The 25413-nt window shown below is 46.5% G+C and carries 19 protein-coding genes and 3 pseudogenes; 12 read left to right on the forward strand and 10 right to left on the reverse strand.

Annotation, left to right across the window (positions count from 1 at the left end):
- Positions 1–10: 10 nt before the first annotated feature.
- The 3 genes from IPJ71_06885 to IPJ71_06895 all read right to left on the reverse strand — a co-directional run bounded on the left by IPJ71_06885 (position 11) and on the right by IPJ71_06895 (position 2828).
- Complete coding sequence (locus IPJ71_06885; GenBank protein MBK7843409.1) at positions 11–961, reverse strand: methionyl-tRNA formyltransferase; 951 nt, start codon at positions 959–961, stop codon at positions 11–13.
- Positions 958–1551, reverse strand: coding sequence for a peptide deformylase (gene def, locus IPJ71_06890; protein ID MBK7843410.1), 594 nt, complete (start codon positions 1549–1551; stop codon positions 958–960). The genes IPJ71_06885 and def overlap by 4 nt, the downstream gene beginning before the upstream one ends.
- A gap of 119 nt (positions 1552–1670) precedes the next feature.
- On the reverse strand, positions 1671–2828 hold the full coding sequence (locus tag IPJ71_06895) for a hypothetical protein (protein MBK7843411.1): 1158 nt from the start codon (positions 2826–2828) through the stop codon (positions 1671–1673).
- A gap of 29 nt (positions 2829–2857) precedes the next feature.
- Here IPJ71_06895 and IPJ71_06900 point away from each other — a divergent pair, with 29 nt between their 5' ends.
- The 3 genes from IPJ71_06900 (at position 2858) to IPJ71_06910 (ending at position 7630) form a co-directional block, all read left to right on the forward strand.
- Positions 2858–3409: a hypothetical protein gene (locus IPJ71_06900; GenBank protein MBK7843412.1), complete on the forward strand. Its 552-nt coding sequence runs from the start codon at positions 2858–2860 to the stop codon at positions 3407–3409.
- Positions 3410–3493: 84 nt separating this feature from the next.
- Positions 3494–4603 carry a hypothetical protein gene (locus IPJ71_06905; GenBank protein MBK7843413.1) on the forward strand — a complete coding sequence of 370 codons (1110 nt, stop codon included), beginning with the start codon at positions 3494–3496 and terminating at the stop codon, positions 4601–4603.
- Between the two features lie 114 nt (positions 4604–4717).
- On the forward strand, positions 4718–7630 hold the full coding sequence (locus IPJ71_06910) for a hypothetical protein (GenBank protein MBK7843414.1): 2913 nt from the start codon (positions 4718–4720) through the stop codon (positions 7628–7630).
- A gap of 15 nt (positions 7631–7645) precedes the next feature.
- Here IPJ71_06910 and aguB read toward each other — a convergent pair.
- The 3 genes and pseudogenes from aguB to lptG form a co-directional block, all read right to left on the reverse strand.
- A pseudogene (aguB, locus tag IPJ71_06915) lies at positions 7646–8502 on the reverse strand (N-carbamoylputrescine amidase).
- 68 nt (positions 8503–8570) lie between these two features.
- A pseudogene (locus tag IPJ71_06920) lies at positions 8571–9652 on the reverse strand (agmatine deiminase family protein).
- Positions 9653–9746: 94 nt separating this feature from the next.
- Positions 9747–10826 (reverse strand): LPS export ABC transporter permease LptG, encoded by a 1080-nt coding sequence (gene lptG / locus IPJ71_06925; GenBank protein MBK7843415.1) that lies wholly within the window; start codon positions 10824–10826, stop codon positions 9747–9749.
- A gap of 235 nt (positions 10827–11061) precedes the next feature.
- On the opposite strand from lptG, the gene IPJ71_06930 reads away from it, so the two are divergent.
- The 8 genes and pseudogenes from IPJ71_06930 to pepN all read left to right on the forward strand — a co-directional run bounded on the left by IPJ71_06930 (position 11062) and on the right by pepN (position 19096).
- Positions 11062–12345, forward strand: a complete 1284-nt coding sequence (locus tag IPJ71_06930; GenBank protein ID MBK7843416.1) for a response regulator — start codon at positions 11062–11064, stop codon at positions 12343–12345.
- 12 nt (positions 12346–12357) lie between these two features.
- Positions 12358–13185 (forward strand): annotated as a pseudogene (gene nadC, locus IPJ71_06935) (carboxylating nicotinate-nucleotide diphosphorylase).
- 42 nt (positions 13186–13227) lie between these two features.
- Positions 13228–13938 (forward strand): hypothetical protein, encoded by a 711-nt coding sequence (locus IPJ71_06940; GenBank protein ID MBK7843417.1) that lies wholly within the window; start codon positions 13228–13230, stop codon positions 13936–13938.
- Positions 13939–13962: 24 nt separating this feature from the next.
- Complete coding sequence (locus tag IPJ71_06945) at positions 13963–14514, forward strand: thioredoxin family protein (protein ID MBK7843418.1); 552 nt, start codon at positions 13963–13965, stop codon at positions 14512–14514.
- Positions 14502–15119 (forward strand): hypothetical protein, encoded by a 618-nt coding sequence (locus IPJ71_06950; protein ID MBK7843419.1) that lies wholly within the window; start codon positions 14502–14504, stop codon positions 15117–15119. Before IPJ71_06945 ends, IPJ71_06950 begins: the two co-directional genes overlap by 13 nt.
- 84 nt (positions 15120–15203) lie before the next feature.
- The gene (locus IPJ71_06955) at positions 15204–15743 is read left to right on the forward strand and encodes a hypothetical protein (GenBank protein ID MBK7843420.1); all 540 of its coding nucleotides are present in this window, start codon (positions 15204–15206) and stop codon (positions 15741–15743) included.
- Positions 15744–15805: 62 nt separating this feature from the next.
- Positions 15806–16354, forward strand: a complete 549-nt coding sequence (locus IPJ71_06960; protein ID MBK7843421.1) for an AraC family transcriptional regulator — start codon at positions 15806–15808, stop codon at positions 16352–16354.
- Positions 16355–16363: 9 nt separating this feature from the next.
- Complete coding sequence (pepN, locus tag IPJ71_06965; GenBank protein MBK7843422.1) at positions 16364–19096, forward strand: aminopeptidase N; 2733 nt, start codon at positions 16364–16366, stop codon at positions 19094–19096.
- A 21-nt stretch (positions 19097–19117) separates the two neighbouring features.
- Here the strand turns inward: pepN and IPJ71_06970 are convergent, their stop codons facing one another.
- The 4 genes from IPJ71_06970 to IPJ71_06985 all read right to left on the reverse strand — a co-directional run bounded on the left by IPJ71_06970 (position 19118) and on the right by IPJ71_06985 (position 24916).
- On the reverse strand, positions 19118–21376 hold the full coding sequence (locus IPJ71_06970; GenBank protein MBK7843423.1) for an aconitate hydratase: 2259 nt from the start codon (positions 21374–21376) through the stop codon (positions 19118–19120).
- A gap of 78 nt (positions 21377–21454) precedes the next feature.
- Positions 21455–22621, reverse strand: coding sequence for a DNA topoisomerase VI (locus IPJ71_06975; protein MBK7843424.1), 1167 nt, complete (start codon positions 22619–22621; stop codon positions 21455–21457).
- 12 nt (positions 22622–22633) lie between these two features.
- Positions 22634–24478 (reverse strand): DNA topoisomerase VI subunit B, encoded by a 1845-nt coding sequence (locus tag IPJ71_06980; protein MBK7843425.1) that lies wholly within the window; start codon positions 24476–24478, stop codon positions 22634–22636.
- A 135-nt stretch (positions 24479–24613) separates the two neighbouring features.
- Entirely contained in the window at positions 24614–24916 is a 303-nt protein-coding gene (locus IPJ71_06985; GenBank protein MBK7843426.1) for an HNH endonuclease, read from the reverse strand.
- 255 nt (positions 24917–25171) lie between these two features.
- On the opposite strand from IPJ71_06985, the gene IPJ71_06990 reads away from it, so the two are divergent.
- Positions 25172–25402, forward strand: coding sequence for a BolA family transcriptional regulator (locus IPJ71_06990; protein MBK7843427.1), 231 nt, complete (start codon positions 25172–25174; stop codon positions 25400–25402).
- Positions 25403–25413 lie beyond the last annotated feature (11 nt).

Below are 25413 nucleotides of genomic sequence, written 5' to 3' on the forward strand. Positions count from 1 at the left end.
AAATTCGTTCTTATGAGGATTCACCTAATTTTTCTCCAAGCGAAAAAGGGTAGCCACGCAGGTAGTCCTTGGCATTCATTTCGGAGCGAGATTCTGGCTGCACGATCAAAATCTGCAAAGCCCCGTCTCCGGAAGAAACGACAAATGAGTCAGCCTCAATTCCAATGACCTTTCCTGGAAGATCGTCTTTTGATTTTGGAATCACCCGTGATTTTATGAGTTTCAATTTCTTTCCTGCACGAACAGTATGAGCTCCAGGACCAAGAGCCAATCCGCGAATTCTATTATGGATTTCAACGGCCGGGAGGCGCCAATCAATTTGAGTTTCGGATTTTTCAATCTTTTTAGCGTAGGTAACCAAAGATTCTTCTTGCTTTAAGGGAACCAAGTTTCCTCGCAGGTAATCCATCAGCTCAACATGAAGCAAATCAGCTGCAAGGGGCTTCATTTTCTCATGGAGATCGAAAGCACTCCAGTCATCTTCGATATCAATAACTCTTCGACCCACAACGTCACCTGCATCCAGCTTCTTCACCATAACCTGAAGACAAACTCCCGTCTTGTGATCTCCGGCCATCACCGCACGCTGGATAGGAGCAGCTCCCCGCCACCGTGGCAAAAGACTCGTGTGAACATTCACCACAGAGCGCGGATAAAGATCCAAAAAAACTTGAGGCAAGATCTGTCCGAAGGCGACAACAACGGCCACTTCAGCTTTCCAGGACGAGATCGTTTCAATAATCTCATCCTCATTCACTTTTTCAGGCGTTAACACAGGAAGCTGATGGGAAAGAGCTAGTTCCTTCACCGGAGATGATTGAAGTTTCATTTTGCGCCCAGATTGACGATCGGGTTGAGTCACAACACCCACAAGCTTAAAGTGTTCATCCTTGATCATCGATCCCAGACAATACGCTGCAATGTCAGGGGTTCCTAAAAAAACGGTTCGAATGAGGCTCATCGGTAAACTACTTCTTCATCCTGCTCCTCGACTTTCTCCGGACGAGCTGGATAACCTGCCTTTTTTATCCGTGATTTGATACGGGCGGACTTGATCGGACTGAGGCGGTCGATAAACAATTTTCCATCAAGGTGGTCAATTTCATGTTGAATACAGATAGCGAGGAGCCCATCCACTTCAAGCTGAATTTTTTTCCCCTCTAAATTAAGCCCCTGAACGACGATCAGTTCTGCTCTCTGGACAGATTCATAGTAGGTTGGAACACTCAGACAGCCCTCATCGTAAGTTGTTTTCCCCACCTTCTTTATAATTTCAGGATTAAAAATAACAAATGGCTGAGAAACAGCCTGCTCCAGAGGAGACATGTCCTCAAGCTTGTAGCGTCCATTTTCTCTTGGTCGAGTATCAGCAACAAAAAGTCTCACAAGATGATTTACCTGAGGAGCAGCTAAGCCAATTCCAGAGGAAGCATACATAGTTTCAAACATGTCCTCGACGAGCTGTTTGAGGCTGGGCGTCACGGTCTTTACCGCCACCGACTTTTTACGAAGCCTCGGATCAGGAAATCTCAATACTTCCAGTTTTGCCATATGTTATCCTCAAACTCATAGGCTCTGCTTTTCAAAACGAAGGGCAAATAACCAACCGCCATTCTACCGCAAGAGGCTCACAAAAGAAAGACCACCTTTTCCTAGGAGGGGCTTTTCGCTCAATTCAGAGCCGAGAGACTCAATCCAACCGTCTGGGCAATGTTGCTGAAGTCGGGAGCCTGATCGTAGGCAGCACTTAAAGTGATGAATCCCAATCGAACCTCAACCCCCATCGTATAATGAAGGCGATTTTTAGAAAAATTTAGACGCGGTGGTTCTTGATAACCTCCGCCCCTCCAAACAAAGGCAATGTTTTTATTGTTAATGACCTGATATTCAAAGCCTCCGTGAATCACGACTTTCTGATCACTTTCAACTTGATCCGAGGGATCCGTACTTGATCCCCCCACATAAAAAGCCCTTTTTACGGGATAATATATATCCACATCTCCCACCCACATCAGTCGGCCTGTCAGTTTAACAGATCCTCCCAAAACCAATTTTGCAGGAACAACGACGTCATGAAACCATTCCTCAGAGGGCGTAATCTGAGTGTCAAGGCTCTCATCAAGGTTATAACGCCGTTCCGGAGAATAGGTCACACCCAACCCAATCTTCCTGTCATTGTTGTAGCGAAAGCCAAAAGTGAGGTAGAAAGCTTCTGCCTGAGATTCCAAATCCAATGGCATGGCCTCATCTTTGTAACCTAAAACCACTTTTTCCTGATGTCCTGTCATTCCAAAAGAAACGCTCTCCCAAAACCGCCACGAAATTGCCAAATCCCGGCTTTCTATTTTGAGAAGCTTAGTCACTCCGTTCGCCACAAAATTCGAAGAAAAGTCCAAATTGTAGGGTTGAGAATATCCTCCCCCAATTCCAAACGGACCCAAACGCAGGCCGAGAGAGGAAAACACAAAGTCATAAGGCAATCCGTCAAGCTGAGTGTCCCCATCAAAGTCCACCTCACGATTGACCACGCGATTCGTGGTTCCAGCAAGATCAAAAATCCATCGAGACATTGATAGCCCGGCCGGATTGTAAAGCACGGCCCCCGCATCGTCACTCAATCCAACCGCAGCTCCTCCCATCGCCAAAACTCTCGTTGTCCCTCCGGGAAACAATCCATAGGCCCCATAGGCCGCGTCCTGAGCAAGGGCTGTGTGCGAGCCAAACTGAATGGCCAGGTGTAGCAAAACAAGCACCACAATATGGAAGCAAAGCCCTGCCCACGATTCTCCGCACGTGGAAACAAAAAAATGACCGGTTCTAATGGACATCACCCCCCGCAGTCTCAATAATTAAAGCTATGATGGTTCGACATTGGACTCTAGTGTTTTTTGCTATTTTCCTGATGATTTCCCAAGAGAGTGCGGCGAACCTCGCTGTGGAACCCTACCTTGGATACAGTCGCTTTGAGTGGTCCACCGGCGGGTACTCCGATTCAAAGATGGGAACCGTATTGGGTGGAAAGGGCGGGCTTCAGCTAAACGGCGGCACGTTCGTAGGTCTCGATTTTCACCTCGGCGGCCCCTATTTGCTCGATACTTCAAACAGCGATAATGAATTCATGAATCGCATGTGGGGGGTGGGGGTGAGATTTGGAAAAAGCAAAACCCACCTGTGGCTCGGATATTACTCACTCAATGAGCTCACCGACATCAACGCAAATCTCAAATACTTGGGTCGAGCAATCAAAGCCAGCCTCGGGATAGAGTTCCAATCAAAACTCAGCCTCAATTTTGAATTTGTAAAACAGGAATTTGACCAAATTGAAGGGGGACAGATCTCTGCGGAAAATTTTAATCTGGACGTCACTCTCTTGATTCTTTCGATTAGCGCTCCTCTCGAATTGAAATAAAAAGCATAGAGTTTCGCTCGAATTTGGTTGGAAGGAATCACGAACTGGACTCGACTTTAAATCAACCCGCGTTAAAATGTCGGGATGCCTGCCTTTTGCAAAGCTCCACTTTTTTCGAAGAATCTTGAGTACTTGAATCTTGCTATTCCCTTTATTTGGTATCCTCTCATTGCCCTTGATCTATTCATTTTTCCCGGAGCGCTTGGTCTCCCAACCGGATCACAACAGAATACCTTGTGGGATTTCGTACGTAATATCATTTTTCTGAACAGTATTCATGCGTTGTTTCCCTACATCTTTCTCTTTCGGAGCGAAGAAATTAAAAACTGGATTCTACTCCAAGGTGGTGGGAAGTTTGGATTTTGGAGTAAATTGGTTGGCGTTCAGTCTTTTTTCTTTCTGTTCTTTTTCAAAATTCAAATAATATCTCATTGGGCAACGAATAGCTTGGCAGTAGAATTTATCGTTGCTGTGGTAACGATCGGCCTATTTAGTCACCATCCTCTGGCGCAAATCAGAGGAATCTCCAGGCTCTATGACATCAGAAATGAACCAACAGATCCTGTAGGGACTGTTAATCTTCGAAAAAGCCAAAAGAGAGAGAAATACCTATTTATTTTATACACCTGGGCATTCGTGCTTTTGATGGTAGTTTTATTCTCAAATTTGATTGGCCCAAACCGTTTTTTCTGGCTTCACTACGCCTTTCTATTTCTATTGCCTTTCTGCTTAGGAATAATCTTGAATTTTTTCAGTTATCCAAAGCCGTGGAATTACCTTAAGTTACTCTACCTTTTGAGATCTTTCGCTTTTCCACTCATTTTCTTATCTCCGGCAGCCAAAATGGTGATCGGCACATCTCACGGAATTGAATCCTTTTGTGTGTATCGCCATGTGAAAGAAAGATCTAAAAGCGGAAAACAATGGATGAATATAACGGCTTACAGTCTCTTTTCGTTCGTGCTCTTGGGACTTCTTTTCAATTATCGCAATCTCTCATTCTTGAACTGGCTGCGCATTGAGTCCGAGTTCACTTCAAGAGCCATCACTTCCCTCGGCTTAAGCTTTATTTTCACTCACTATTACATTGAAGCCATTTTGTATCGATTCAGAAAACCTGATTGCAGAGAGCATACCTTGCCTCTGTTGGTGAACCCGCCTACAAACCTGGTGAATGCACCCGCCCACTCTTAACTCCGGACAAGGAGGAGCCTTGACCAAAAGGCAGGTTAGCTTATCGAATTCAAATGTGACCCTCTCAACGATTCTCTGGTTTCGACCGAATGGAAATAGGTGAGGATTTTGGCAATGCATCTCAAAATGAACCAGTATCTGAAGGACGGAGTCCCTCGCCTTTTTCCTCTGCTCATCTGCGGTGTTTTTAGCGGTGCCTCTGGTGGTATTTTTGGTCGGGCCCAGGCGGATGGACCGCTTGAGACTCTTTCACAGGTTGCATACAAATTATCCGGAGGCGAATCCTGCTCTCTTGTCATCGAATCCAAAGCCCAGTTGGCTCTCTCCAAACTTGAACAGGAGTGCGAATCTCGAACTCCACCCATCGCAAGACTTAAATCAACTCTCGCTGAGATCACCAATCACTCCGTTCAATCCTCAGAAGACCGCTTCTTTGCCACTCTCGCAAATCAACACTCCCTCGAGCTTTCTTGTGCGGCCGATTTCGCCAAACAAGTTGCAGAAGGAGAAGAGATTTCGAATAAGAACATTCTCTCCTTTTTACCAGAACTGAGAAAGCACAAGCAGGCATTGGCTCAAAGCACTTCTGAACTCGCCAGCAGTCCCTCCATAACCAACAAAACTTGTCCCCTCAAGCTCAAAGAGCTATCAGAGATTCCAAACTCTTCACAAAAGATGATTTTCAATTCCAATACTGAACTTTGTCGTAATATCATTCGGCATCGATCCGCCTTCCAAGCAATTTTGAGCTCTGTGCCATTATCCGGTACTCCCGCCATCCAAAGTCTCATCAACAGATATATCAGTCTTCCTGATGGCGCCGATCTTGAGGCCTTGGAAAAATCCCTGGGACAGGAAATTCAAAAAGCCTATCGCTCGACCGAATCTCTCCTTCGCAGTGAGTCCTCAAGTCTATCAAATGCCGCGAAAAGAGGAGGTCAATCCTTTGATCGCTCTTCACGCAAATCCCTACTCAGCGATCCGGCAGTAACAGAAAAGGTAATTAATAGCAGCTCTGACAGAGAGACAATGAAGGCCCTCGCCTGTCACGCCGATGCGAGCTATGGGAGTGGAGCTGAAGCACTTGATGCCAGTGTGATGATCGGCTCATTTGTGATGAGCGGTGTCGCTGCAGTGGCAGTTCGTGGAGCATCCATTGCATCACGCATTGGTTCCGTCGCCCAATCCGCAAGAGCGGGTGGTTTCATATCAATCAATTCGGCAAGAGCTCTTCAAGTAGCAGCCCTGGCAATGGATTCAGAATTAGCCCTCACTCAAATAGATGGCGAGTGCTTGAGCAAGAACAGTCCAAAAATAGTCGACCTCAATTTAACGAATGACAAGGGCCAATGTGTGAGTGCCCCAACAGTGGGACAATTGAGGGCAGACAATTGTATTTTAACAGCAACGCTGGCAGCTCTTTCTTTTGGATTGGCTGTTCTTCCGGATCTTGGAAAACTTGGATCGAAGGCCTTGGGCCATACACAACTCTCCTCACCTGTCGCCCGCTCAGAGATTTCTGAGATGCTCAAGCGCGAGATCACCGAAAATGAAATGAATGCGATAGAAAAGGCACACTTGGAAGGAGCCGGTGAGATTGGAGAAAATGGAGGACCAGCCGGGGTCGGGAACTACACTTTTGGACAAAAGCGAAGGAAATCCAAGATCCTAAAAGAGGCGGGGCTGAGCGACTCCGAAATTCGTGTCCTCATGGAAAAGGGGCGGGTTGGATTCAGCCCCTCTGATGCGCGTCAGCTCTTTGCCCAGAGATATCTGAATCCGGAAAGTTCCACCCTGCCGAGACAAAGAGAATTTCGAGAGGTCTGGGCAGATACCAATAAATTGAACACCGCCATCTTTGAGAAGAGAGTTCTCTCGATTCCAATCGATGACAGTATGGTTGCAGCTCGTTTGATCTCAGAGAATCCAAACGGCACTCTGGTCGTTGAGCTCGTTGATGGCCAACGTCGAACGCTCGGAAGTCGCGATTTGCCTCTCGTTCGCTTTGCCAGCGATGATACGGCCGCACAATACAATAAATTGCGTTTGGAGAGCCTAAACAACCCAAATGCCATTGCCGAGGAAAGAAATATTCAATTGAGACGCGCAATGAGTCCGCGTTCTGATCTGAGCAATGAAACACTTCAGTTGCGAAGAGATTGGGTCTCGGGTGATCTCGGTAGGCAAGAAAACGGACCAAGGATCATCGACTTTGTTCCGGACGGAAAAAATCAAAAATACCCGGGAGTTTTAAGCAAGGTTTTTAATGACGGCCGAATTCAAGTGATGACACCAGACGGAAAATCACGAGTCCTCAGCGAATCAGAAATGGCATCACTCGAATATTCAAAGAACAAACAGAGTCCACTCTTCTCCCAGCCAAGACTTCAGCCAGGAAGATCCGCACAAGATTCCATACGCGGCCTGTTCCAAGACCAGCCCGGCGTCACCATAGGGCCAGGAAGTGGGAGGGCGATGTCCTACAGAACTGCGATGGATTCCTCTGGAAATCAGGTCGAATTCAATATTGTTCCCACGCCGGGCCTTCGCCAATCTGCTGCTAATTCGGGCCTCATCAAGGAATATACTGAACCCATTTCTGCCTCACAGCTGAAACCAGGAAACTACACCTACCTTTATACTCGGGATGGGAAATTTGTTATGGGAGAAGTTGATGATAGTTTTGAAATTGGGGTCAAGCACGTTGACCTGGCGAACGGCCGCGAGGGAGTCCTTGCTGGAGAACTGAGGGTCTTGCAAGATGGAAGCTATCGCTTCAACATCGAAAGCGGTGCCTTTACCCGTCAATTGATCAAAAAGCACAAAGTACCTGAGGCTGACTTGAAACGAAGAGCGCAGGAGACACTTGAATTTCACATGGGGCGACCAGGTGAGTACAGTCAAGGAACTTTTTTGTCAGGACGTACTCCTGATATCAAAAGGATAACCGATCTATGTCGCAAAAGGGATTTTTTTTCGTTCAATGAGGACGGCTGCTGTCGTGTCGCCAAAATTGGGTGCCACTGATGACTGAGCTCAATATCAAAAATCGACAAGCCTGCCATATAAATCAGGACGTCGATCTCGAAAAAATCCAAAGGAGGCTCGATTTCTCGCGACCTCCTCAAGGTCAAAGTGGCAAATATCGGACCTGATTCCTTTGCCCCCAATTCAGACACCTTGTTGCCTCTCTGATCACAGATAAACGAATGACCGTAAAATTCCTGACGAGGCTCCACTCCAATTCGATTGGCCGCTACAACCGGAATCACATTGCTCACGGCATGCCCAATCATGGCTCGCTGCCAGGGGTCCTTCGTGTCAAGCGCGGATTCCTCTGGCTCCGTGCCTATGGCCGTTGGGTAGAGCAAAATTTCTGCACCCATGAGGGTCATCGCTCGGGCGCATTCAGGAAACCACTGGTCCCAGCAGATTCCCACTCCCACTTGTGCATACTTTGTTGACCAGACCTTAAAGCCCGTATTGCCCGATCGAAAATAAAATTTCTCTTCGTAGCCGGGGCCATCAGGTATATGAGACTTGCGATAGACTCCCAATAAGCAGCCATCCGCATCGATCATCGCAAGACTATTATAGTAGCACTGATCTTCTCTTTCAAAAAATGAAACGGGAAGCACAACTCTCAACTCGCACGCCACCTCTTGAAAATGTCTTATCGTGGGATGATCCTTTACGGGTCTCGCCATTGCAAAAAATTTATCCTTTTCAAAGGTACAAAAATAGATATTTTCGAACAGCTCAGGCATCAAGATAATCTGGGCCCCCTTTTTTGCGGATTCCCTGACCATCCTGTCCATGACTTCGATATTTCGTTTCAAGTCGCTCGTAAATGCACTTTGTAAGGCAGCGACTGTTAGATTTCTTTTGCTCACCTTCATCTCCTGGCTAACTTCATTGAGTCAATGATCGAACTCTGTCGGCCCTCCCACAACTGACACAAATCCATTTAAATTGGTACCTGCTGGCTAATGCAATGAAAGGCTCCTCCACCATTTAAGATCGCATTTGCGCTCAATCCAATGGTCTGTCGGTCAGGAAAACAGGAACCAATTACTTTCACAGCCTCATCGTCCTGTGGACTGCCGTAGATAGGCACTATCACCCGCGTATTCGAAATATAAAAATTCAGGTAACTCGCCGGCATGGGACTTCCGTCCTTATTGTAAATTGCTCCGGGAGAAGGAACCTCAACAATCTCAAAACGCCGTCCCTTCGCGTCTCTCATTACTTGAAGATCTTGTTTGATCCGAAGGTAAACGGAGCTATTCGGATCTCCCTTCGATACTGCTTTTGTGCACAGTACAGCTCCAGGCGCTGAAAAGCGAGTGATGGTATCAATATGTCCGTCTGTGTGGTCATTGAGAAGTCCCTCGTTGAGCCAAAGCACTTTTTCAACCCCCAAAGCCGATTTCAACCCCAACTCAATCATTGCTTCCGTTAATCCCAGATTTCGATTCGGATTGAGTAGGCACTGGCGACTTGTCAGACATGTTCCTTCACCATCCACTTCGACAGAACCCCCTTCTAAAATCCAAGGGAAATTAAATTGCCGAATCTTGGCCCCGACCTGTTCGGCCAAACGCAACGCAACCTCAGTGTCATGAGGCAGAATATATTTTCTTCCCCAGCCGTTAAACGCAAATCTCACCGAGGCTCTCTCTCCCGATTTATTCATCAAAAAATTGGAGCTGTATCCCGCAGCCAAATGTCACCAAACGGTATCCGAAAAAAGCGAGCTGGCAAGTCACCCAAGGCCCTCCTCGCTTCAGCTTCCAATTGTTCGTCCGGAACCAAAATCCAGAGATTCTCGCCGTGAGCCACCCGAGTGACGGGATTGTAGTCGACAATGGTCCGGCAAAAAGCGACAAATTCCTCTTGCGCCAGAAGCAAATTCTCTTCCCAAAGCTCCCTGTGACTGGGCCATGCCAACCACACCGCTTCATGGGAATTCCACTCTCCAGGCTGATAGAAACCTTCAGTCTGTGGATTTGATTCAAGCTGGGAAGTAACAGACATGCATTTCTCCATTTTTTTGGATTTGGTTCATCCAACTCAAAGCGCCAATATAGCCTTAAATCAAGATTTTACTCAATGATCCACAAAAAAATGAAGCTTCTCAATCTTAACGTTTTGACTTAATCATTAAAACGCCTGCCACTGCTACCATAAGAAAATTAGGGACCCAAGCGGCAAACAATGGAGGAACGGCACCGTGTTGCCCCAGGGTCACAGAAGAACTATAGAGCGCCCAATAAAAAAATGTCAGTCCGATACAAAGAGAAACACTCAAAAAGGCCCCGCCCGAGCGCTGACGGCTCACACTGAACGGGATACCCATTAACGACATCACCAGGGCGGCAAATGGAAAGCTGGCCTTTGAATGAAAGTCAACTTCATAGCGAAGCGTGTCCAATCCCGCTTCCTTGTTCTTTTTTATAAACTGATTGAGGGAATTCAAACTCATTGTATCCGAGGAGTGTTCAGAGGATTGAAGATCAGCTACCTCCTCATTCATTTCAATGACCTTGCGATCGAAGGCCTTTGTCAGGGGAAAAGATGACTCCTCAGCAAACAGGGTGACCGTGCCATCTCGAAGTTCCCAAGTGGAACCCGACATATGGAGCGTCTTGGCTGCTATCAATTGAACGAGATTCCAATCCCCATCAAAATAATAAAGGCTCAGCCCCTGGGCCGACGAAGTCTCAGCGTTGAGAGTCTTTATATTAAATAGAACATTTTCAGAGCGATACCATATTTTATTTGTCTTAACGGTTGAATAAAGACCCGGCTTTTTTCTGATTTCAACGTAAAACACGTAATTTTTTTTCTGATTGAACTTTGGAAGGAGTCTATCTCCCACCCAGAAATTGAGACCCCCAATAACAATGACCATCGCTAAAATGGGAAGACTGATTCTCCACAAGCCCAAGCCCATAGAAAAAAAGGCGACCAACTCCTGCGTCCGATTCAATGAGGACAAGGTAAATACCGTGGCCAACAAACATGCGACCGGAGTCATTTGATAAATGATCGACGGAAGATAATAGCTGTAATAGTGAACCAAAACAGAAGTTGGCACCTCAAATCTCACGAGTGAGGAAAGAGAGTCAAAGGCCAAAAATAGGGTCGTAAAAACAATGATTCCACCTGCAAAAAAAAGGAGGAATTTTTTCGCAATATACCTATCTGCTAAACTGAGCATCTCACTCCTCGTTCAAGAATCCCTTGCTTGACTAGCCACTCCGTGATCGAGACGAAGACACTAAATAATTGGCTGCCGATTTAGCATCGAGGTCCTTTGGGACGAATAACGCGACTCAGCTTAGCATGCGCCACCTGGAGTTGACACAAAAACTTGGCCCCTTTCGACAGGAAGATATTAAAAATGAAATATGAGACCTCTTGACTCAAATGACTAAAAAGACTTAACTCATTGGATGGCTTTGCGCGTCTTACTTGCTGATGAGAGCAGTACAATAAAAAAGGTTTTTCAACTTGCCCTCCAGGATTATGCAGTTGAGGTTAAGTCAGTCAATCTGGGCATGGATGTCTTGGCTGTGGCCCAAAAATATAAGCCAGACGTCATTTTTGCAGATGTTCTTTTACAAAAGCAAAGTGGATATGATGTGTGCGAAGAGATCAAGCGCGATGCGCACCTCGCTCAGACACCCGTGGTCCTCATGTGGAGCGGGTTTATGGAACTTGATCAGGACAAGTTCGATGCTTCTGGGGCCAATGGTCGACTGGAAAAACCCTTTGATGTAAAGACGCTTCGCCAGTTGGTCCAAACCTTGGTTCCAAAGACAAAGTCACAAGACATGTCCCAGTATCTGCAGTTTCCGAAGCTTCCGGACATGCTTGAAAATAGTAAACCTCAATCGCCTCCCCCTAAGACGACATCGCCACCAAAAGGGGCTCGCCCAACTGCACCATCCTTTGTTCCGCCACCGCCTCCGGATATTCATTCTGAATCAAACTGGTCGATGGATGACTTTGCCACCGTACAAGAAGTAACGAGGTCGACTGTCGAACTCATCGGCCCAGCTAATGAGCCAAGCCCAGTTGAAAATCCAGGCGAGGGTTTTGAACGTGTCAATCTGAGCGGTCTCTCACGAGTGGCTTCGAACTCTGACGATAATTCTGATGGAGACCTGCTCATAGATTCTCCAGAAGACCAAGAGTCTTCATGGGCCCAGGAAAACTTGAAGCGGTTTAGGGTGTCTGTACCGGAGGATGAGGAGTCTTCTGAAATGCCCCAAATTGAATTCACTCAATCCGATGATCAATTTAATCAGCAAGAATCTTTTTACCAGGCTCCCTCAAAGAAATCTAGAACCAATACGCCACGGCTCAACGTAAATGATCCTCCCCCTGCACCTGCCCGTTTCTTTCAAGATCAGACAGGTTCTGTGCCCAAATTAGCGGATTCTCAAGGGTCCAAGGGATCGGCAGAAGAACACATAGAATTCGAGCTGGAACTAGAACCTGTCGATTCTCCAACCGATCAGGTGGAAAGTGATTTCTCTCCACCGGGAGGAAGTCCAAATTCTCGCCAAATCGAGCAAATCATCAAGTCTCAGATCGAAGAATTTATGCGTGAAAAGGCAAGCAAGTTTTTAGAAGAAGTTGCCTGGAAAGTTGTCCCTGAATTAGCTGAAAGAGTGATTGAAAGAGAACTCAAAAAACTTTTGGAAGAGTTTGAACCTCAACAATATCGCTAAAGTGAAAATATTGTGACCGCAATCGAACTTATTCGTGCCTCTCTCAAAGAAGATATTCCCGCCGGGGACATCACCACGGATTCGCTTGGAATCAAGGAAAAAGTCGGCCGGGCCCGTCTTGTTGCCAAGGAAGATCTCGTTTTGTCAGGTCGAGATTTTTTTTCGGTCACGATGAAGGAAATGAATTCCGAGCTGATGATTCATTGGCAATACGAGGAGGGTGCTTTTGTCCTCTCCGGGCAAACTCTCGCAAGTATCACCGGAAACCTGCTGCCTGTGCTCCAAGCTGAGCGCGTCGCCCTCAATTTCTTGGGACACTTCTCTGGAATTGCAACCTACACTCGATGTTTCGTTAAGGAGGTAGAGGGGACTCACTGCCAAATTCTGGATACCAGAAAAACTCTCCCCCTCTATCGAACCTGGGAGAAGCAAGCGGTCCTGCATGGCAGGGGCCATAATCACCGCATGAATCTAAGTGAAGCCGTACTGATCAAAGAGAACCATATCAGAGTCGCCGGGGGGCTTCGGGAAGCAATTACAAGAACAAGGGAAAAAACATCGAAGCCCATTGAAATTGAATGCTGCACTCTAGAAGAAGTGCTCGTCGCAGCCAACATGGGCGTTCAAAGAATCCTGCTCGATAACATGAGCAATGATCTCATGAGGGTAGCCCTGGAGAAAATTCCCAAATCAATAGAAGTTGAGGCCAGTGGGAATATGAGCCTGTAAAGAGTCAAATCGGTAGCCGAGCTTGGGGTCGATTTTATTAGTGTTGGCGCAATCACGCATTCTGCCCCTTGCGCTGATTTTAGTCTGCAATTTGACTGGAAGAATTCCTAAGGAGTGCCCTTGGCAAAGAGCAGGCCATGTGACATATTTGAAGTGAGCAAAGCATGGGCTCAATGCCAAAAGCAGCTTTATTGTTGTTTTTTAGAAGAGATTGAAAGCACAAATACCTTTGCGAAGGACCGCCTCCTTCCGCCGATCCAAGACCAGGGCTTGTACCTGGCCCGCCACCAGACGAAAGGTCGAGGAAGATCCGATAATTCTTGGAAAGACACAGGAACTGGAAATGCCCTTCTTTCAAGTTGGATATTTCGGCTCCCGCAGTCTCCCCAACATATTACCGGTCCACTGTTTGGATTGGCCTTGTTTCGATCTGCCCACAGGATATGGCCGAACTTAGAATTCAGTTTGAAGGCTCCAAATGATCTCTACCTTCGTGGAAATAAAATTGCGGGTTTGCTATTGGAAACGCTCAACGACAAAAATGAGTTTTATTTGATAGCTGGCCTTGGTTTCAACGTCTTTGATTGTCCACCTGAATGTCCCGAAGCGACTTGCCTCGCTCACTCTTTGGGCGGCCCTGACCATCCGGATCTAAACAAATGGTTTGATTTTCTCGATTGCCTGCGGACAAATTTTACATTGGCTTCCCATAGCTCATTCAGATCCTACCTTGTTCCAGAGGACCAGAATGACTTACAGATGGCTCTCAATCTTAATCCCAAATTAGCAAATCCAATTTCTGAAGTTCATCCTGATGGCAATATGTTGAGTGGTGGAAGCCTAATTAGGTGGACAGAACTATAGAGGATCATTACAAACGGAGGAAAAATGGCTTTAACCTACACTCCAACTCCCCAACTCGGACAGAGATGTCCTCGCTTTTCACTTAAAAGCCTTGATGGACACTCCTTCAATAACGATAGTTTCTCAGGGGCACAGGTTCTTGTGGTGCTCTTTATTTGCGGCCATTGTCCCTACGTTCAGGCGATCGAGCTACGACTCATTGACCTAGCCAGAGAACTCTCACCAAGGGGGGTTCAGTTCGTGGGTATCTGCTCAAACGATTGGATGGACCATCCCGAAGATAGTCCTGAAAACCTTCTTCTCCGCTGGAAGAACAAAAACTACTCTTTCCCGTATCTTATTGATCCCGATCAAAGAGCAGCAAATGACTTTGGGGCCGTTTGTACTCCTGATATTTTTGTGTATGACTCCGATCGTAAGTTGAGCTACAGGGGGCGATTCGATGATTCCTGGAAAGACCCAAACAAAGTCAAGAGACAAGAACTCAAGATGGCAATTGAAGATACCCTTGCAAAGAGAAGCCTGTCCGGCGAACAAATTCCCTCTATGGGTTGCTCGATAAAGTGGAAAACGTGATACGCGATAAAATATTAGGGGCTCTTACAGGCTTTCTTTTTCTGAGCGGGATATTAACGATCACATGGACGGTCTATGCAACCTGGTTGATCAAAAGGCAGTCTGTTTATCCTCCTGACCTGAAATGTGTATATACGACTAAAAACGATACCATGGGGACTTCTGAACTCGGTCACTTACTGACGAAAGGTCAAACGTATAAAGTACTGATGGGATACTACAGATGCAATGAAGTCTCCCGAGGAGATCTTGTGCTTTACCAATTTTCAGATGAGATTCTACCGGTAGTAAGAATTGTGCGTGGAATTCCAAACGACCAAATCGAAACAAGGGAAGTCTCAAAAGGCCTCTGGGAGATTCGAGTCAATTCAATCCCCACCCCAGGACCAGACGGGGGAAATTTTCAGCTCACAGAGCTCACTTCGCCTCCACCTTTAAATACCTTGATGAAATCCCGCAATGGAATCCTCAAAAGTGATGAGTATTTATTGATGACCCTTTTACCTCCAGGCTCAGACGATAGCCTCCGGCTTGGCCCCGCGCCCAAGTCTCGCCTCCGAGGAAAAGTACTAGTCAGACAGAGGATGATGTCCCAAAATAAATGAATATATTTCATAAGAACCCCCAACTGCAGGTAAGGCTTTCCGCAGCCATTGTTATCCTTGAACACCTGCTCTATAAGGATTCAAATGAAGAAGGCTCACCCGCATTTTCACTTCTTAGCAATTGTGTTTGTGGCTGTACTCCTAGCCCCGATCAGCTCTTTTACATTTCAACGGAAAACACCATTGGAGTGCTACGTACATGGCAGCGTAGCAGGAGATAGCTCCGAGTTTTATCGCTACGCCCAGGACACGTGGACCGGGGTCGGAGTCATCGTCTGCGATACGAGCAAGGGAGACCGAAAAAGCTTTTTTAGCACCCGTTTGACCTTGCGTTCTCTTGTCACTGGAGATGGTCCTGATGCGTCCGACCGAATGACATTAAAATCAGAGAGGATACGAACTGAAGATATCAATAATTTTTCTGACGAATTCAGGGTCAAGAATACCGAAGCTGGAACAAATAGAAATACAAAAGAGCAAAATCTGGATAGGTGGCAAATGGCAGTGGGAAATTCAAAATTGGATTTTCTCATGTCAGTTGAAGAGTCTACCGGACCCTCCGAATCACGGGCCTCAATGGAAAATGGAATCATGACCTTTGATAAGTTGCTCGAGATAAAATAATGGTCCTTAGTTCCAGAATTGTGCTTATTCTTATTGAAGTTTTTTCTTGAGTTGGAGAGAGCATGCTGAAATGGGTTTTCTTTTCTACGTTTGCAGCAATATTTGGCCTGGCAATCTATTTGTTTTTTTACCTCGGTGGTTACAAAACAGTCAAAATCAGCGAAATCAATTATCCTGAATTTCAGGCTATTTACCGAATTCATCGAGGCGCCTACCATAAAGTTGGACCTGTGATCGAAGATGTCGAAAATTGGGCCCGAAGCAACAATGTCTTGTGTAACAAAACCTTCGGAGAATATCTCGATAATCCAGGTAAAGTTGACGAAACTCGATTGCGCTCAAACCTGGGGTGTCTCGTTGACCGAAAAATAGATCCTCTTCCAAAGGACTATTTTTATCGGGTCTTCAGTCCCCACTTGGTAGTGAAAGCGGAATTCCAAGGAGCACCTTCAATTGGTCCCTTCAAGGTTTACCCGGCCGTCACCAAATACCTTTTGGCGAAGAGACTCAAATCATCAGCCCCTCCTATCGAAATTTACCAAAGCTTGCCTGACGGAAGTTTTCTGACGGAATTCATTTTTGCCTTAGATACGCTTGCCAACGAAAAGTAGGAGATTTTCATGTTTCGCTTTCTTTGCCCAATCACCCACACTGCTGTCGGCCTTTTGATTTTTTCAATCATTGGGTGTTCAACTCAAAAAACCGTAGAGTCCAGTGAGACTGCCAAGATTATTCAAGCTGAATTGGCCGAATCCAATCTCAGCCTGCAGGCGGCGATAAGTCGCGCACAGCATGTCAGTCAGGTCAGATACCAACTTGAATTCTCCCTTCCCGAGAAGGAATCCGAGTACAGCGGGACCAGCCAAATTCAATTCCATTTTTTACCTGGAGCCGCCGAACCCTTAAGAATAGATTTTTACGGTGGTAAAATCAAAAAGCTGAGTGTCAACGATGGGCCAGTCAATCCTGACTACAATGGTCGAGAACTCTTCATACCCTCGTCAACTTTGCGCGAAGGGGCGAACACCATAGAAATATCGTTCACAAAATCTTACGCTCGTGATGGTCGTGGGTTGGCGAGATTCGAAGATCCCGAAGACAAAAGGGTCTACACCTATTCAAACCTCGAACCATATGATGCCAATCGGGTTTTTCCTTGTTTTGACCAACCCGATCTCAAGGCAACCTATGCCATGAGGGTCACTGCGCCCAAGGCATGGCAAGTCATCAGCTCAGTTCGGGAATCAAGCGCAAAAGAGAATTCACCCCATTCGAAACTCTGGATATTCCCCGAAAGTGCTCGTTTTTCAACTTATGTTTGGTCCTTACATGCTGGTCCCTACAAAGTTTGGACATCATCTGCTGGAAATGTTCCATTGCGCCTTTTTGCCAGACAAAGCTTGGCTAAATATGTGAAGACTGAGGAATGGTTCCCGATCACTCAAAAGGGGCTTTCTTTTTTTAGCAGATATTTTGACTACCCCTATCCTTACGGAAAATATGACCAGTTGATCGTCCCCGAATTCAATGCAGGGGCCATGGAAAACGTCGGTGCCGTGACCTTCAACGAGAATTTTATTCGACGGGGACCTAAATCAGATCGAGAAAAGCTCGGACTGGCCGACACCATTCTACATGAAATGGCGCATATGTGGTTCGGCAACTTGGTGACCATGAAATGGTGGAATGATTTGTGGCTAAACGAAAGCTTTGCAACCTATATGTCTTATCTCGCTCTTTCGAAGGCCACAGATTTTAAACATCTCGCCTGGCGCACATTTCACGGAACAAAAAGTTGGGCCTATTGGGAAGACCAGCTGGTAACCACTCACCCGATTGAAGCGCAGGTACCTGACACTCGTCAGGCCTTTGCAAACTTTGACGGCATTACATATGGTAAGGGTGCGAGTGTTATCAAACAGATCTCATTTTTTATCGGTCCAGAGAAATTTCAGCAAGGCGTCCAGAAATATTTCAGAAAATATGCAAATGGCAATACGGAGTTAAAAGATTTCATGAATTCGCTGCGCGAGGCTTATGGAACAGACCTGAGTGCGTGGCAAAGGGAGTGGCTACAGACGGCATCGCTCAATACGGTTGAATCCACTCTCGTGTGTGACAAGAACAAAGTGAAAATGCTAAACATCGAACAGTCAGCTCCAAGCGACTATCCCTATCTCAGAAGTCACCGTTTTAAATTGGCCTTCTTTAACCCCAAAGTAAACGCCAGAAAATCAGGGGTTCATGCCGATCAGATCTTTTCAGTTTTGCTGAAAGACAAGCAAATTGCGGTGCCCGAAGCCGCTGGTAAACCATGTCCTCTCCTCGTCTATCCAAACTATGAAGATTATGGATACATGAAAATCAAACTGGACGAGCGCAGCCTTGCTGAACTTCCAAAACATATTCATGAGATCACAGATCCTTTTGATCGTCAGCTTTTTTGGAGCGCCCTCTGGGACATGGTTCGCGACGCCAATCTTAATCTGTACAAATTTGCTGACCTTGCCATTGAAAACCTGAACCAAGAAAAGGATCCCGATACCCTGAGAGATATCGTGAGATATCTTCTCGGACGAGGCTCAAACCAGGCCTCGGTTCTCTATTACCTGCCAAATTCAAGTCTCGGCGAAAAGAAAATCTACGATGCCTTCGCTCAAAAGATCGAAAGAGCAGTTTTTCGCCAACTTTTGATCGCTCATCCTTCTTCTGAAATTCAGAAGGTTTGGTTGGATAGCTTTATTCGATCGGCGCGAACGGAATTTGGCCTCTCAAAGTTAAAAGCACTTCTTGCAGGAGACTTGAAGCTCACAGGGCTCCCTATTGACCAAGACAAGCGATGGGACATCATCGAAGTGATGGCTTCACACAATTATTCTGAGCCTCTCCTCTTAATTGAAAAGGAGTCGGTCCGCGACCCTTCTTCTTCAGGAAAACAAAATCGGATGAATGCGCAGGCCTCGATCGCGACCTGGGAGGCAAAACAGCCCTGGCTCAATGAACTCACGAAAAAAAGAAGTGATTACAGCTTTGATCAACTGCGAAACATCATTTCAAGTCTCTTCCCCCGCCACCAGGTAGCCCTGAGAGAGCTTTACGCAAAAGATTTTTACCAAAATCTGGCTGTGATTTCAAAAGAACGAGATGGTTCTTTCGCAGAGGAATATGCTGAATTGGCCCCAAGCGAATGCTCATCTCAGGAAACATCGAGAATCTCAAATTTTCTGAGAGACCATGGTGCAGGCCTTCATCCTTCCGTCGAGAAAGCCTTGAAGGTCGCACGGCAGGAAGACGATCGCTGCCGCAAAATACAATCTCTCTTAAGGGATAAAACGCCAAATTTGAATTTTTGAATTCTAGCTGTTTATCCTCTGTTAAGCCTGCATCAAATTGAGAGCAGATCCGGCCTTAAACCATTTGATTTGCTCTGAGTTAAAGGAGTGCTTGAGTTCAATCACGTCCTTCTTCCCGTCCTGGTGAACCACTTCAAGCTGAAGATTTTTCCCAGGGGCAAAACTGGTTAGCCCAATGATCGCAAACCGGTCCTGCTCCTGTATTTTATCGTAATCAGCTGGATTTGCAAAAGTGAGAGCCAACATGCCTTGCTTTTTTAGATTCGTTTCGTGAATTCGAGCAAAGCTCTTTGCAATGACCGCAAGCCCTCCCAAATGTCGAGGAGACATGGCGGCATGCTCACGGCTTGAACCCTCCCCATAGTTCTCATCTCCAACTATGATCCAGTGACATCCCTTTTTCTTGTATGCTCGGGCAATTTTCGCGAATTCAAGATTTTCCTCTCCCGTAAGAACATTTTTCCCTTTCCCAATCGCACCACCAAAAGAATTGGTTGCTCCCAGCAGAAGATTATCTGAAATATTATCGAGGTGGCCTCGATATTTCAGCCAAGGTCCCGCTGGGCTGATGTGATCAGTCGTGCATTTTCCCTTTGCTTTCGCAAGCAGGAGCAGTCCCTCCAGATTCTTCCCGCTCCAAGGGGCAAAGGGCTGTAAGAGTTGTAGCCTATCTGATTTTGGAGAGACCTTTACCTCGATTCCCTTGCCGCGCGGTTTTTGGTAGCCTTCCGTATCAGCAACAAAGCCTTTGGACGGAAGCTCTGGCGCCTCAGGCGGACTCAATTTGATTTTCTTTCCAGAGGGAGTCTCCAATTCATCTGTTGCAGGATTAAAATCCAAACGACCAGCAAGGCCCATTGCCATTACGATTTCGGGACTTCCAATAAAAGACAGTGTCTCAGGATTTGAGTCATTACGAGCGCGAAAATTCCGATTAAAGCTTGAAACGATGGTGTTGGGCGTGCCCACTTTTACGTCGTCTCGCTTCCATTGCCCGATACAAGGGCCGCAGGCATTGGCCAATACAGTGGCTCCAGTCGACTCCAAAACTTCCATCTGTCCGTCGCGCTCAATCGTATTCTTAATCAAAGTTGAACCCGGAGAAACAAGGAAGGGTTGACTCATTTTTACTCCTGCGGCCAACGCCTGGCGAGCAACAAAAGTCGCCCGACCAATGTCCTCATACGAAGAGTTGGTACAGGACCCAATGAGTGCGGCAGAAAGCCTCGTTGGCCAACCGTTCTTTTTTGCCTGCTCTTTGAGGGAGCTCACTGGATGGGCTGCATCAGGTGAGTGCGGACCCACAAGGTGAGGCTCTAGCTTCGACAAATCAATCTCAATTATTTCATCGTAGTACTTCTCAAGATTCTTTAAAACCTCTGGATCTGCCGTCAAAATATCAGTATTCTGATCAGCAAGATCTGATAGCACTTTCCTTCCAGTTACTTTCAAGTAGGCGGCCATGCGCAAATCATAAGGAAAAACTGAACAGGTCGCGCCCAGCTCAGCTCCCATGTTGGCTATTGTTCCCTTGCCTGTGCAACTGATCGACTGACAGCCCTCGCCAAAATACTCAATCACTTTGTTCGTTCCACCCTTCACAGTCAGGATGCCGAGAAGTTTGAGAATAACATCCTTGGCCGAGGTCCACCCTGAGAGCTTTCCCTTCAGGTGAACTCCGACAATCCCAGGATTTTTCACTTCCCAGGCCAAGCCCGCCATCACGTCTGAGGCATCTGCTCCGCCAACTCCAACAGCCACCATTCCCAAGCCACCTGCATTCGGAGTGTGAGAATCTGTTCCCAACATCATTCCGCCTGGGAAAGCATAGTTTTCGAGAACCACCTGATGGATAATTCCAGCACCCGGCTTCCAAAATCCCAAGTTGTACCGAGAAGACACTGTCGCCAAGAAGTCAAAAACCTCTTCGTTCTCTCCCATCGCGGTTTTCATGTCCCGGTCTAACCCGTACTGGGCACGGATCAGATGATCACAATGAACTGTCGTTGGAACGGCAGCTTCATCTCTTCCTGCCAACATGAATTGCAAAAGTGCCATTTGGGCCGTTGCGTCCTGCATCGCCACCCGATCTGGATTCAGCAATAAAAAACTCTCACCTCTCGCAAGGTCCTGCGACTCTGGGTCCTGCAAATGTCCAAAAATAATTTTTTCAGTTAGAGTAAGAGGTCGGCCCAATCGCTTGCGAACTACCGCCAGTTTTTTGCGCGTGGTCTCATAAACCTTCTTTACCAATTCCGGAGTTGTTTCGATCATCGCCATAGCTGAATGTCTCCATGTTAAGTTTCAATCGAATACCTTCATACGTCATATCCACTGATCCACTGATCCACTGATCCACTATACGTAAGATCCATTCTGAATCTTCTCAAGAATAATCTTTTCCGGCATCAGCGGATCCTTCGGATTAACAGCAAACAAAGCTTGCTGCTCACAACGCTTCTTTTCTCTTGTCAGCCAGTTTAAGATTTTGACAAGTTTCTTGTTTCTCGGCGCTAAAAAGAAAGGATCATTTTGCAGCACGTCTCGGGCTTTCTTCAGAGATCTTGCTTCGCTCGCATCATTCTCCTTCACATCATAGCAGTCCAGATCATATCTTTCTACGTCCTCGGGCAGAACTCCAAGAAACCTTACATCTGGAGCCGAAAAATCAGAGTTTCGAATTAAACTCGCCGCAGAACCAGCCTTTAATGTACGAAAAATATTTTGCAAAGTGTAGGCATCAAGATCTCCGAAAAAATAAATGGGTATCTTCAACTGATCTTGAATAGCTTTGACCCAGCCACGAACTCCGTTGCTGGGAACCCCTTGAGCACCCACCACGATGCAATTGTTTCGCTTTGTGAATCCATTCGAAACCAAGGTGTTTGCGGTGCCTTCGGATTCTATCACCAAGCAAAAATCAATCTTTGATTTCGCTTTCAATTTAAAAGTTTGTGGGCGATTCTTCGGCTGAAAGGGTGTTGTTCCAAGGCCACTGAGATCAACCACAGCCTTTCCTCCATCCGAAAGGGTTTCTGTAACCACCAATTGCTTGGAATAGGTTTGGCCACCACGGTCGTTAGCGTAACAATTCATTTCTTCGCGATAGACCTCAAGCATATCGCAAATAAAGTCAATAATCGCATCGCTCTCGATCTGATCAGCGAAATCAAGAGGCTTCAAGAAGGCATCTGACTTCACGCTTCCTTTCGCCATGTAGTAAAGTTCGCGCTTAGTGTTCACCGCCCCGCTCTTGATATTGCCAAGGAGTATCTCAAGTAAAAAAATCGTCCGCGCCATTTTTTGAACCGAAGACACATTGAGCTCGGTTTTTACTTTTTTGTCTCCCGGCGTGAGAAAGCCAACCTTGGGGTTATAAAGCGAATTATCAAGTGCGCACTTGACAGCTTCCAGCACAGGCCTCCGTGAATGTTCCAGTTCTTTTAGCATCTGATCACAGAGGACCTTTGCCTCTTTATTGATATCCCTATCAAACTCCCGTATCTGAATTCGAGTCCCAGCCATAATTACTCCGTCCTACTTTTTTTTCGCAGGTTCAGCCTTTATTTTAGTTGTCGCCACTTTTTTAGAAGTCGAGGATCTCGCCTTTGCAACTTTCTTTGTCGTACCCCTCTGTTTGGTCTTAGAGTTATCGACGTCTTCAGAGGAAGAATTCATCTCGATTTCCTCTTCAACAAACTCTTCCCCCATGTCACCATCCTCACCAGCATCAGCGGCCTCGTCGCCTAATCCCAAACGATGAGCCTGCTTCGCTTTCAGCACCGAAAGTTTTCTTTCTGCAACCGCCAATTCGCTTTCTGCCACATCCGCATCTCGGCCAAGAAGTTTCTGAAGTCCATCTTGAGCATTCTTCTTTCGCTGCTGACTTGCTCCGCTGATTCGAACCAATCCGTCCACAAGAATAGGTCCAAACTTTTCGATATGCAGAATTTTTCTCTCGAGATCGGCAGCCTTATCTTCAGCTCGAATGTGGCGAGAGAGCTTTTGTCCCGCCTGCATCAACGTCCTTCGAATTTCCTCAACAAGCTCATCGCTTGCATCAATTGTCTCTTTGGAGGCGTTCTTAAATTTGATAAAGGGTGAAGTCACGCTCACGGCAAAAACAAAGGATCCGAGCGGCAGGGAGTTCTTTGCCTGCTGAAGGCCGTAGGCTCTCCAATTGACCGATTCGACCGCTTTGGTTATCGCGCAGGCTGCTTTGTCAAACTGCAGAGGCACTCGATTGGCGAACCTCAGGAGTTGAATCATCGAATCGTTGGCATCGGAAGGCTTATTCAGGAAACGGGCAATAGCGACCTCAACAACTGTCGGCTTAAAATCACATATTCTCGGTTTTCGGGTCACAACACTAAAAAAATCGACATCTCCCAATCGGTGAATACTTTTTGACAATCCCTCTTCTCCAACCGTCAACACGGATTTTGTCGAAGGGCTGACCAATTCAGTGTTCTGGACGACTTGAAAAACCTTTTTGAATTCATCTTCCTTGAAGGAACTAAGTCCGGAACTCAAAAGTCCTTTGGGCAAACCATTTTTCACGAAATCCTTGATCGTTGCATCAGTCACCCGAGAAAAGCCCTTTCTCAGAAAATTATCAAGTGAGATACGTCCGTAAAGATGAGCATGAGTAATGAACTCGCCCAACTTCATGGTGTGCGGATGAGGCAAGGTTGCCGCAGGTATGTGGGGAACTTCATCGGACACTCGCACCACATGAACCAAATCATTCTCCAACAGCTTGTAGTGAAGAGTCATATGTGGGTTGACCAGTGTTGTCCCATCAAGGTACGTGATCACTCCACCGTCTCCATTGAGTTGAACACGCCCATCAATTCGAAACTCAACTCGAGTCCCATGCGGCCTATCCCAATCAATCGTCTCTTTGTTCTTCACGATCCCCTTGTTACCCTTTATATCAACGTCAATCTGGGCTTTGGTTGCCTTTCGCATCTTTGCCGTTTTGCTGATAACCTGAACACCTGCCGCATTCGTCAACTGAGCCCAAGTCGTTGCGGCTGAAATTCCAATCCCCTGTTGGCCACGAGAACATTGTCCCCGACCGAATTTGGAAGAAGCGAGGTATTCACCGAAAACCTTGGCTAGATCTTCAGATTCTATTCCAGGTCCATTGTCTTCGACTATGATTTCAATTAGATCAGATGTCTTTGAAGAACCCTTATCGAGCCGATGAATAAAAACACTGAGCTCGGGAGCTATCCCGGCCTCCTCACAGGCGTCCAGGGCATTGTCAACAGCCTCCTTCAGAGTGGTTAAAACAGCTTTTGTTGGCGACGAAAAACCCACCTGCTGAAGATTTTTCGCAAAATATTCTGCGGTGCTACTTGTTGTGATCTTTGACACTGGCAATCTTCCTTTGGTTCGTAACAAGGAAAAAGTAACTTCTTCCCAGAACTACTTTAAGGGGAAAAGCCTGGTAATTTGCAAGGATAAAAAAATAATAGCCCCCCATTCATCGCGCAACGCAAAGCCAAAACTCTAATCCCCGGCGGGGTGCAACTCATTCTTTCGCACGAAATGCTCCCCGTGCAAATGGTATTTTTTATCTTGATTGCATTGAAGGCAGGCGGCGACAACATTTCTTCTCGTGGTCATGCCTCCTCGCACAATGGGAACTTTATGATCCATCGTCAGCTGCCGAGGAGCAAATGACTGCTCACAGTAATAGCAACGACCTCGGCCAACTTGTTGCCGCCACCATTGGCTCTGACGCAAATCTCGAGCCTTGGCACGTTCACGCTTTTGATGGCCCTCATCGGCCGGAGTGAAGAAAAAATCCATTGGCCCCCACCTACCACATTAATTGGCCCTTTCCCAGAACTATTGCGCTACGTATTATCAGAGGGCCCAAGATGTCAGCTACCCAGAGCCATCCGGCTCTCATCTTCTGCAAAATGGCGATTTTTGGAGACATTTTTTGGTGAAATTCTGAGGACTGCCTTGTCAAAAAGGAGAGAAGAGAGTTAAATGAAGGCTTTCTTGGCACATTGACGCGTTAGCACAATGTCAATTCTCAACTGCAGGAGGACTGAAACCATGACACTGGAGCAGATCGAGACACGTATTCGCCAGGCTTTCCCTGATGCCGACGTTGCCGTCTTTGACCTGACGGGCGGGGGTGACCACTGGGAGGTTCGCGTGGCTTCCTCCAGTTTTTCTGGAAAAACTCGAATTCGTCAGCACCAGTCTATTATGGATCTCTTTGCAAAGGAATTAAAATCAAACGAAGTTCACGCCCTTTCTATTAAAACTTTGATTAAAACCTAAACGGAGAACAA

This window comes from Bdellovibrionales bacterium (assembly GCA_016714165.1).
GTDB lineage: Bacteria > Bdellovibrionota > Bdellovibrionia > Bdellovibrionales > UBA1609 > JADJVA01.

Coding starts and splice junctions, on each gene's coding strand:
- IPJ71_06895 (MBK7843411.1), bottom strand. CDS start 2,828: ATGTCCATTAGAACCGGTCATTTTTTTGTTTCCACGTGCGGAGAATCG.
- pepN (MBK7843422.1), top strand. CDS start 16,364: ATGTTTCGCTTTCTTTGCCCAATCACCCACACTGCTGTCGGCCTTTTG.
- def (MBK7843410.1), bottom strand. CDS start 1,551: ATGGCAAAACTGGAAGTATTGAGATTTCCTGATCCGAGGCTTCGTAAA.
- IPJ71_06990 (MBK7843427.1), top strand. CDS start 25,172: ATGACACTGGAGCAGATCGAGACACGTATTCGCCAGGCTTTCCCTGAT.
- IPJ71_06970 (MBK7843423.1), bottom strand. CDS start 21,376: ATGGCGATGATCGAAACAACTCCGGAATTGGTAAAGAAGGTTTATGAG.
- IPJ71_06985 (MBK7843426.1), bottom strand. CDS start 24,916: ATGGATTTTTTCTTCACTCCGGCCGATGAGGGCCATCAAAAGCGTGAA.
- IPJ71_06955 (MBK7843420.1), top strand. CDS start 15,204: ATGAAGAAGGCTCACCCGCATTTTCACTTCTTAGCAATTGTGTTTGTG.
- IPJ71_06975 (MBK7843424.1), bottom strand. CDS start 22,621: ATGGCTGGGACTCGAATTCAGATACGGGAGTTTGATAGGGATATCAAT.
- IPJ71_06945 (MBK7843418.1), top strand. CDS start 13,963: ATGGCTTTAACCTACACTCCAACTCCCCAACTCGGACAGAGATGTCCT.
- IPJ71_06960 (MBK7843421.1), top strand. CDS start 15,806: ATGCTGAAATGGGTTTTCTTTTCTACGTTTGCAGCAATATTTGGCCTG.
- lptG (MBK7843415.1), bottom strand. CDS start 10,826: ATGCTCAGTTTAGCAGATAGGTATATTGCGAAAAAATTCCTCCTTTTT.
- IPJ71_06900 (MBK7843412.1), top strand. CDS start 2,858: ATGATGGTTCGACATTGGACTCTAGTGTTTTTTGCTATTTTCCTGATG.
- IPJ71_06905 (MBK7843413.1), top strand. CDS start 3,494: ATGCCTGCCTTTTGCAAAGCTCCACTTTTTTCGAAGAATCTTGAGTAC.
- IPJ71_06885 (MBK7843409.1), bottom strand. CDS start 961: ATGAGCCTCATTCGAACCGTTTTTTTAGGAACCCCTGACATTGCAGCG.
- IPJ71_06930 (MBK7843416.1), top strand. CDS start 11,062: ATGGCTTTGCGCGTCTTACTTGCTGATGAGAGCAGTACAATAAAAAAG.
- IPJ71_06910 (MBK7843414.1), top strand. CDS start 4,718: ATGCATCTCAAAATGAACCAGTATCTGAAGGACGGAGTCCCTCGCCTT.